8 protein-coding genes are annotated in these 8309 nt (G+C 49.1%); all 8 read left to right on the top strand.

The annotated features are described in order from the left end of the window. A partial coding sequence (locus J1778_RS00760) for an EF-Tu C-terminal domain-related protein (RefSeq protein WP_455678424.1) occupies positions 1-115 on the top strand: 115 nt, incomplete at its 5' end. A 252-nt stretch (positions 116-367) separates the two neighbouring features. Beyond that, positions 368-751, top strand: coding sequence for a preprotein translocase subunit SecE (secE, locus tag J1778_RS00755; RefSeq protein ID WP_034794996.1), 384 nt, complete (start codon positions 368-370; stop codon positions 749-751). Beyond that, positions 752-1297: a transcription termination/antitermination protein NusG gene (gene nusG / locus J1778_RS00750; RefSeq protein WP_009639145.1), complete on the top strand. Its 546-nt coding sequence runs from the start codon at positions 752-754 to the stop codon at positions 1295-1297. Positions 1298-1475: 178 nt separating this feature from the next. Further along, positions 1476-1904, top strand: a complete 429-nt coding sequence (rplK, locus tag J1778_RS00745; protein WP_013577413.1) for a 50S ribosomal protein L11 — start codon at positions 1476-1478, stop codon at positions 1902-1904. 3 nt (positions 1905-1907) lie between these two features. Continuing rightward, positions 1908-2612, top strand: a complete 705-nt coding sequence (gene rplA / locus J1778_RS00740; RefSeq protein WP_120164019.1) for a 50S ribosomal protein L1 — start codon at positions 1908-1910, stop codon at positions 2610-2612. A 337-nt stretch (positions 2613-2949) separates the two neighbouring features. Continuing rightward, positions 2950-3447: a 50S ribosomal protein L10 gene (rplJ, locus tag J1778_RS00735; RefSeq protein ID WP_112288545.1), complete on the top strand. Its 498-nt coding sequence runs from the start codon at positions 2950-2952 to the stop codon at positions 3445-3447. Positions 3448-3513: 66 nt separating this feature from the next. Next, on the top strand, positions 3514-3879 hold the full coding sequence (rplL, locus tag J1778_RS00730) for a 50S ribosomal protein L7/L12 (protein WP_013577410.1): 366 nt from the start codon (positions 3514-3516) through the stop codon (positions 3877-3879). A 332-nt stretch (positions 3880-4211) separates the two neighbouring features. Next, on the top strand, positions 4212-8240 hold the full coding sequence (gene rpoB, locus J1778_RS00725) for a DNA-directed RNA polymerase subunit beta (RefSeq protein WP_015699039.1): 4029 nt from the start codon (positions 4212-4214) through the stop codon (positions 8238-8240). Positions 8241-8309: the final 69 nt, after the last annotated feature.

The raw sequence follows: 8309 nt of genomic DNA, 5'->3' as shown, positions 1-8309 counted from the left end.
GAACATGGTTGTTACCCTGATCCACCCAATCGCGATGGATGACGGTCTGCGTTTCGCAATCCGTGAAGGCGGCCGTACTGTAGGTGCTGGTGTTGTTGCTAAAGTTATCGCTTAATCGCTGATAATTTTTGTCACTATTCGTTGACGCAATACACACTAAAAGGGCATCATTCGATGCCCTTTTTTCTACGCTGTGGCGCTAGAACCTATCTCATCAGCGATTTATACGTCATAATCACTGGTGAGATAGGCTCTGAGATATAGCGTAAAACACCGAATTGCGCTCAAGTAGAGCATCGATCGGTTTGGTTTGCCTCGCAATGCGAGGCAAAGTTGTTTGTTCTGAATCATTGTGACGGGTTGGTTTATGAGTGCGAATACCGAGGCTCAAGGGAGCGGGCGCGGCCTGGAAGCGGTAAAGTGGCTGGTTGTTGCCGTTTTGTTGGTTGTAGCTATTGTCGGTAACTATTATTACCGTGCATACAGCCTGCCGTTACGCGCGTTAGCCGTAGTTGTTATTATCGCAATTGCAGGCGCAGTGGCATTACTGACCACTAAAGGCAAAGCGACAGTCGCGTTTGCTCGTGAAGCGCGTACTGAAGTACGTAAAGTCATTTGGCCAACGCGCCAGGAAACATTGCATACCACACTGATCGTTGCTGCGGTAACTGCCGTTATGTCTCTGATTCTGTGGGGGCTGGATGGTATTTTAGTCCGCCTGGTATCTTTCATTACTGGCTTGAGGTTCTAAATGTCTGAAGCACCTAAAAAACGTTGGTACGTCGTTCAGGCGTTTTCTGGCTTTGAAGGCCGCGTAGCGCAATCGCTTCGTGAGCACATCAAATTACATGACATGGAAGAACTGTTTGGTGAAGTCATGGTTCCAACCGAAGAAGTGGTTGAGATCCGTGGTGGCCAGCGCCGTAAAAGTGAACGTAAATTCTTCCCGGGTTATGTGCTGGTACAGATGGTAATGAATGACGCCAGCTGGCACTTAGTTCGCAGCGTTCCTCGTGTAATGGGCTTCATTGGCGGAACGTCAGATCGTCCTGCGCCAATCAGCGATAAAGAAGTTGATGCGATCATGAATCGCCTGCAGCAAGTGGGTGATAAGCCGCGTCCTAAAACATTGTTTGAACCAGGTGAACTGGTACGTGTTAACGACGGTCCGTTTGCGGACTTCAATGGTGTGGTCGAAGAAGTTGATTACGAAAAAAGCCGCCTGAAAGTGTCTGTATCCATCTTTGGCCGTGCAACACCGGTTGAACTGGACTTCGGTCAGGTTGAAAAAGGCTAACAACAGCTTTCTAAATATTCGTTAGAACAGATGTTGTACAAGGCGCGAAATTGAACTATAATTTCGCGCCTTTTGTTTTTATGTGCAGCCTCTGCACGTGAAACGTAAAGAACCAAGTTCTGCAAATAACGGGGAGCCTCTTCAAACAGGCGATATCACCCAAACGAGGATATTTACCATGGCCAAGAAAGTACAAGCCTACGTTAAGCTGCAAGTTGCAGCTGGTATGGCAAACCCAAGTCCGCCAGTTGGTCCAGCTCTGGGTCAGCAAGGCGTGAACATCATGGAATTCTGTAAGGCGTTCAATGCTAAGACTGATAGCATGGAAAAAGGCCTGCCAATTCCTGTTGTTATTACTGTTTATTCTGACCGTTCTTTCACCTTTGTTACCAAAACCCCTCCTGCAGCAGTACTGCTGAAGAAAGCGGCTGGTATCAAGTCTGGTTCCGGCAAGCCGAACAAAGACAAAGTGGGTAAAGTAACGAGTGCTCAGGTTCGTGAAATCGCAGAAACCAAAGCTGCGGACATGACTGGTTCTGACGTTGAAGCGATGACTCGCTCCATCGAAGGTACTGCTCGTTCCATGGGCCTGGTAGTGGAGGATTAATAAATGGCTAAGCTGACCAAGCGCATGCGCGTGATCCGTGACAAAGTTGATGCTACTAAACAGTATGACATCACCGAAGCCGTTGCTCTGCTCAAAGAGCTGGCCACTGCTAAATTCGTAGAAAGCGTTGACGTTGCTGTTAACCTCGGCATCGACGCTCGTAAATCTGATCAAAACGTTCGCGGCGCAACCGTACTGCCACACGGCACCGGTCGTTCTGTTCGCGTTGCCGTCTTCACCCAAGGTGCAAACGCTGAAGCTGCTAAAGCTGCAGGCGCTGAACTGGTAGGTATGGAAGATCTGGCTGACCTGATCAAGAAAGGCGAAATGAACTTCGACGTTGTTATCGCATCTCCAGATGCAATGCGCGTTGTTGGCCAATTAGGTCAGGTACTGGGCCCACGTGGTCTGATGCCTAACCCGAAAGTTGGTACTGTAACTCCTAACGTTGCTGAAGCGGTTAAGAACGCTAAAGCTGGTCAGGTTCGTTACCGTAACGACAAAAACGGCATCATCCATACCACTATTGGTAAGGTTGATTTCGAATCCGACAAGCTGAAAGAAAACCTGGAAGCTCTGTTGGTCGCTCTGAAAAAAGCGAAGCCTTCTCAGGCTAAAGGCGTTTTCATCAAGAAAGTAAGCCTGTCCACTACCATGGGCGCTGGTCTTGCTGTTGATCAAAGCGGCCTGAGCGCAACAGTTAACTAATTAACTGCTGACGTTTATCGCTTTACGCGGGCGATAGATTTGTCTAGAATCTATGGCCCGTTGTTTCGTTAATGCGAAACCAAGATTTTTCGGTTGGAGTCTGGCCTATCCAGACCTCCGTCCAAGACCGCAGGTGTCCCGAAAGGGACTTAATCCTTCCTGCGTAGACGGTGACAGAGCCTGAAGAAAATATTTCTTTGTCTTTTTTATAAAGAATTAAGATTTGTCTTTGCTGGATTCTCTGCTCACCGTGTTTGAACGCTTGATATCGATTCTCGATAACAAGTGATGTGAGTTCCGGGGATTTTCCCCGGCCAAATCCAGGAGCAAAAAGCTAATGGCATTAAATCTTCAAGACAAACAAGCGATTGTTGCTGAAGTCATCGAAGTAGCCAAAGGCGCGCTGTCTGCGGTTGTTGCGGATTCTCGTGGCGTAACTGTAGATAAAATGACTGAACTGCGTAAAGCAGGTCGTGAAGCTGGCGTTTACATGCGTGTTGTTCGCAACACCTTGATGCGTCGCGTCGTAGAAGGTACTCAGTTTGAGTGCCTGAAAGACACGTTTGTCGGTCCAACCTTGATTGCATTCTCTGCTGAACACCCAGGCGCTGCTGCCCGTCTGTTCAAAGATTTCGCTAAAGCGAATGCAAAATTTGAGGTTAAAGCTGCGGCCTTTGAAGGTGAGTTTATTCCTGCGGCTCAAATCGACCGCTTGGCAACTCTGCCTACTTACGAAGAAGCAATCGCACGCCTGATGGCAACCATGAAAGAAGCCTCTGCAGGCAAACTGGTTCGCACTCTGGCTGCTGTACGCGATCAGAAAGAAGCTGCTTAATCAGCCTTTTTTATCTCGTTCATTTGCTTACGTATACACTATTTCTGAATTCTAGGAACACTTGAAATGTCAATCACTAAAGAACAAATCATTGAAGGCGTTGCAGCTCTGTCTGTAATGGAAATCGTTGAACTGATCTCCGCTATGGAAGAAAAATTCGGCGTTTCAGCTGCTGCTGCTGTTGCAGGTCCTGCTGCTGCTGCTGAAGCTGTTGAAGAAAAAACTGAGTTCGACGTTGTTCTGGCCGCTGTTGGCGCGAACAAAGTTGCAGTTATCAAAGCTGTTCGTACCGCAACTGGCCTGGGTCTGAAAGAAGCTAAAGACCTGGTTGAGTCTGCTCCAGCAGCTCTGAAAGAAGGCATCAGCAAAGACGACGCTGAAGCTCTGAAAAAATCTCTGGAAGAAGCTGGTGCTTCTGTTGAAGTTAAGTAAGTTTAACTTCCCGGAGTGCAGTCTGTCCTAACAGACTGATGGCTGGTGACTTTTTAGTCACCAGCCTTTTTGCGCTATAGAGTGTCAGTGGTGTTTCACACTGTTTGAGCACTGAACTACTCTAATATCTCTTTCTATAGACGCCTTAATATATTGATGCCCCTTGCTGTAGCTCATCTACAGATAACGCACAACGAAATGATTTAAGAGTGGTAGAAAACAGATATTGCGGAAAGCGTTTCTGCTTTCCGGTCGACATAAACGGTGTTGCATGAACTGTCCTTCTCAGGGCAGACAAGATTGGGTCACTGATCAGCGAGCTGAGGAACCCTATGGTTTACTCCTATACCGAGAAAAAACGCATTCGTAAGGATTTTGGTAAACGTCCACAAGTTCTGGACATTCCATATCTCCTTTCTATCCAGCTTGACTCGTTCCAGAAGTTTATCGAGCAAGATCCGGAAGGCCAGTACGGTCTGGAAGCTGCATTCCGTTCTGTATTCCCTATCAAGAGCTACAGCGGTAACTCTGAGCTGCAATACGTTAGCTACCGTCTTGGTGAGCCTGTATTCGACGTTAAAGAATGCCAGATCCGTGGTGTGACGTTCTCCGCGCCACTGCGCGTGAAACTGCGCCTGGTCATCTACGAACGCGAAGCACCAGAAGGTACGGTCAAAGACATCAAGGAACAAGAAGTCTATATGGGCGAAATTCCGCTCATGACCGAAAATGGTACCTTTGTGATTAACGGTACTGAGAGGGTTATCGTATCTCAGCTGCACCGTAGTCCGGGCGTATTCTTCGACAGCGATAAGGGTAAAACCCACTCATCGGGTAAAGTGCTTTATAACGCACGTATCATCCCTTACCGCGGTTCATGGTTAGATTTCGAGTTTGACCCGAAAGACAACCTGTTTGTACGTATTGACCGTCGCCGTAAATTGCCTGCGACCATCATTCTGCGTGCATTAAATTACACGACTGAACAGATCCTTGACCTGTTCTTTGACAAGGTGACTTACCAGATCCGCGACAACAAGTTGCAGATGGAACTGGTACCTGAGCGCCTGCGCGGTGAAACAGCTTCCTTTGATATCGAAGCTGACGGCAAAGTCTATGTTGAAAAAGGCCGCCGCATCACTGCCCGTCATATTCGTCAGCTTGAAAAAGACGAAATTCAGCGCATCGAAGTTCCTGTTGAATACATCGCAGGGAAAGTGGTCTCTAAAGACTACATCGACACCAATACCGGTGAGCTGATCGTCCCGGCTAACATGGAATTGTCTCTGGATCTGCTGGCGAAACTCAGCCAGTCCGGTCACAAAACCATTGAAACGCTGTTCACCAACGACCTCGATCATGGCGCGTACATGTCCGAAACCATTCGCGTCGATCCAACCAGCGATCGTCTGAGCGCACTGGTTGAGATCTACCGAATGATGCGTCCTGGTGAGCCACCAACGCGTGAAGCGGCCGAAAGCCTGTTTGAGAACCTGTTCTTCTCTGAAGATCGTTACGACCTGTCTGCTGTTGGTCGTATGAAGTTCAACCGTTCTCTGCTGCGTGATGAAATCGAAGGTTCAGGTATCCTGAGCAAAGACGACATCATTCAGGTCATGAAAAAACTGATCGGCATTCGTAACGGCCAGGGCGAAGTGGATGATATCGACCACTTGGGCAACCGTCGTATTCGTTCCGTCGGCGAAATGGCTGAAAACCAATTCCGTGTAGGTCTGGTTCGTGTTGAGCGTGCTGTTAAAGAGCGTCTGTCTCTGGGCGATCTCGACACACTGATGCCTCAGGATATGATCAACGCTAAGCCGATTTCGGCTGCGGTGAAAGAATTCTTCGGCTCAAGCCAGCTGTCACAATTTATGGACCAGAACAACCCGTTGTCTGAGATTACGCACAAACGTCGTATCTCTGCATTGGGCCCGGGTGGTTTGACCCGTGAACGTGCTGGCTTTGAAGTTCGAGACGTACACCCGACTCACTACGGTCGCGTATGTCCAATCGAAACGCCAGAAGGTCCAAACATCGGTCTGATCAACTCATTGTCTGTTTATGCGCAGACCAATGAGTACGGTTTCCTTGAAACCCCTTACCGTCGCGTGCGTGATGGTCTGGTGACTGATGAAATCAACTATCTGTCTGCAATTGAAGAAGGCAACTTCGTTATCGCTCAGGCGAACTCCAACCTGGACGAAGAAGGGCGCTTCATTGAAGACCTGGTCACTTGTCGTAGCAAAGGCGAATCAAGCCTGTTTAGCCGCGATCAGGTTGACTACATGGACGTTTCCACCCAGCAGGTTGTATCCGTTGGTGCTTCACTGATTCCATTCCTGGAACACGATGACGCCAACCGTGCATTGATGGGTGCGAACATGCAACGTCAGGCAGTTCCGACCCTGCGCGCTGATAAGCCGCTGGTAGGTACTGGTATGGAACGTGCTGTAGCGGTTGACTCCGGCGTTACTGCCGTAGCTAAACGTGGCGGTATTGTTCAGTACGTGGATGCATCCCGCATCGTTATTCGTGTTAACGAAGAAGAGATGTACCCGGGCGAAGCAGGTATCGACATTTATAACCTGACCAAATACACCCGTTCTAACCAGAACACCTGCATCAACCAGATGCCGTGTGTGAATCTGGGCGAGCCAATCGAGCGCGGCGACGTGCTGGCAGATGGCCCGTCAACAGATCTGGGCGAACTGGCTCTGGGTCAGAACATGCGTGTCGCGTTCATGCCTTGGAACGGTTACAACTTCGAAGACTCCATCTTAGTCTCCGAACGTGTTGTGCAGGAAGACCGCTTCACGACCATCCATATCCAGGAACTGGCATGTGTGTCCCGTGACACCAAGTTAGGGCCTGAAGAGATCACTGCTGACATCCCTAACGTGGGTGAAGCTGCGCTCTCTAAACTGGATGAATCCGGTATCGTTTATATCGGTGCTGAAGTGACCGGTGGTGACATTCTGGTTGGTAAGGTTACGCCTAAAGGTGAAACCCAGCTGACTCCAGAAGAGAAACTGCTGCGTGCGATCTTCGGTGAGAAAGCGTCTGATGTTAAAGACTCTTCTCTGCGTGTACCAAACGGTGTTTCCGGTACGGTTATCGACGTGCAAGTCTTCACCCGCGATGGTGTGGAAAAAGACAAGCGTGCGTTGGAAATCGAAGAGATGCAGCTGAAGCAGGCTAAGAAAGACCTGACTGAAGAGCTGCAGATCCTGGAAGCCGGTCTGTTTGCACGTATCCAGTCTGCGCTGGTTGCTGGCGGTGTTGAAGCTGACAAGCTGGGCAAATTGCCTCGCGATCGTTGGTTAGAACTGTCACTGACTGACGAAGACAAACAGAATCAGTTGGAACAGCTTGCTGAACAGTACGACGAACTGAAATCCGAGTTTGAGAAAAAACTCGAAGCTAAGCGTCGTAAAATCACTCAGGGCGATGATCTGGCACCAGGTGTGCTGAAAATTGTTAAAGTGTATTTGGCCGTTAAACGTCAAATCCAGCCTGGTGACAAGATGGCAGGCCGCCACGGTAACAAAGGTGTTATCTCCAAGATCAACCCGATCGAAGATATGCCTTACGATGAAAACGGGACTCCTGTTGATATCGTACTAAACCCGCTGGGCGTTCCATCACGTATGAACATTGGTCAGATTTTGGAAACCCACCTGGGTATGGCCGCGAAAGGTATTGGTGAAAAAATCAATGCCATGCTGAAGAAACAAGAAGAAGTTTCTAAGCTGCGCGAGTTCATCCAGCGTGCCTATGATCTGGGCGACGACGTACGTCAGAAAGTGGATCTGAACACCTTTACCGATGACGAAGTATTGCGTCTGGCTGAGAACCTGAAAAAAGGTATGCCTATCGCAACACCAGTCTTCGACGGTGCGAAAGAGACAGAGATCAAGCAACTGCTTGAAATGGGCGGAATCCCAACCTCTGGCCAGATCACACTGTTTGACGGCCGTACCGGCGAGCAGTTCGAGCGTCAGGTTACCGTCGGCTACATGTACATGCTGAAACTGAACCACCTTGTTGACGATAAGATGCACGCGCGTTCTACCGGTTCTTATAGCCTTGTTACTCAGCAGCCGCTGGGTGGTAAAGCTCAGTTCGGTGGTCAGCGCTTCGGTGAGATGGAAGTGTGGGCACTGGAAGCATACGGTGCCGCGTATACCCTGCAGGAAATGCTGACTGTTAAGTCCGATGACGTGAACGGCCGTACTAAGATGTATAAAAACATCGTAGATGGCGATCATCGTATGGAACCAGGCATGCCGGAATCCTTCAACGTACTGTTGAAAGAAATCCGTTCTCTGGGTATCAACATCGAGCTGGAAGACGAGTAAGTACTCGAATTCGCACTGATCACAGGGGCACCTGCCTGTTAATCAATACAGACCAGGTGCCTAACAGGT

Source organism: Rahnella bonaserana (assembly GCF_019049675.1).
GTDB lineage: Bacteria > Pseudomonadota > Gammaproteobacteria > Enterobacterales > Enterobacteriaceae > Rahnella > Rahnella bonaserana.
The sequence above is the reverse complement of the archived record's forward strand: the minus strand, read 5'-3'. Positions and strand labels throughout refer to the sequence as shown.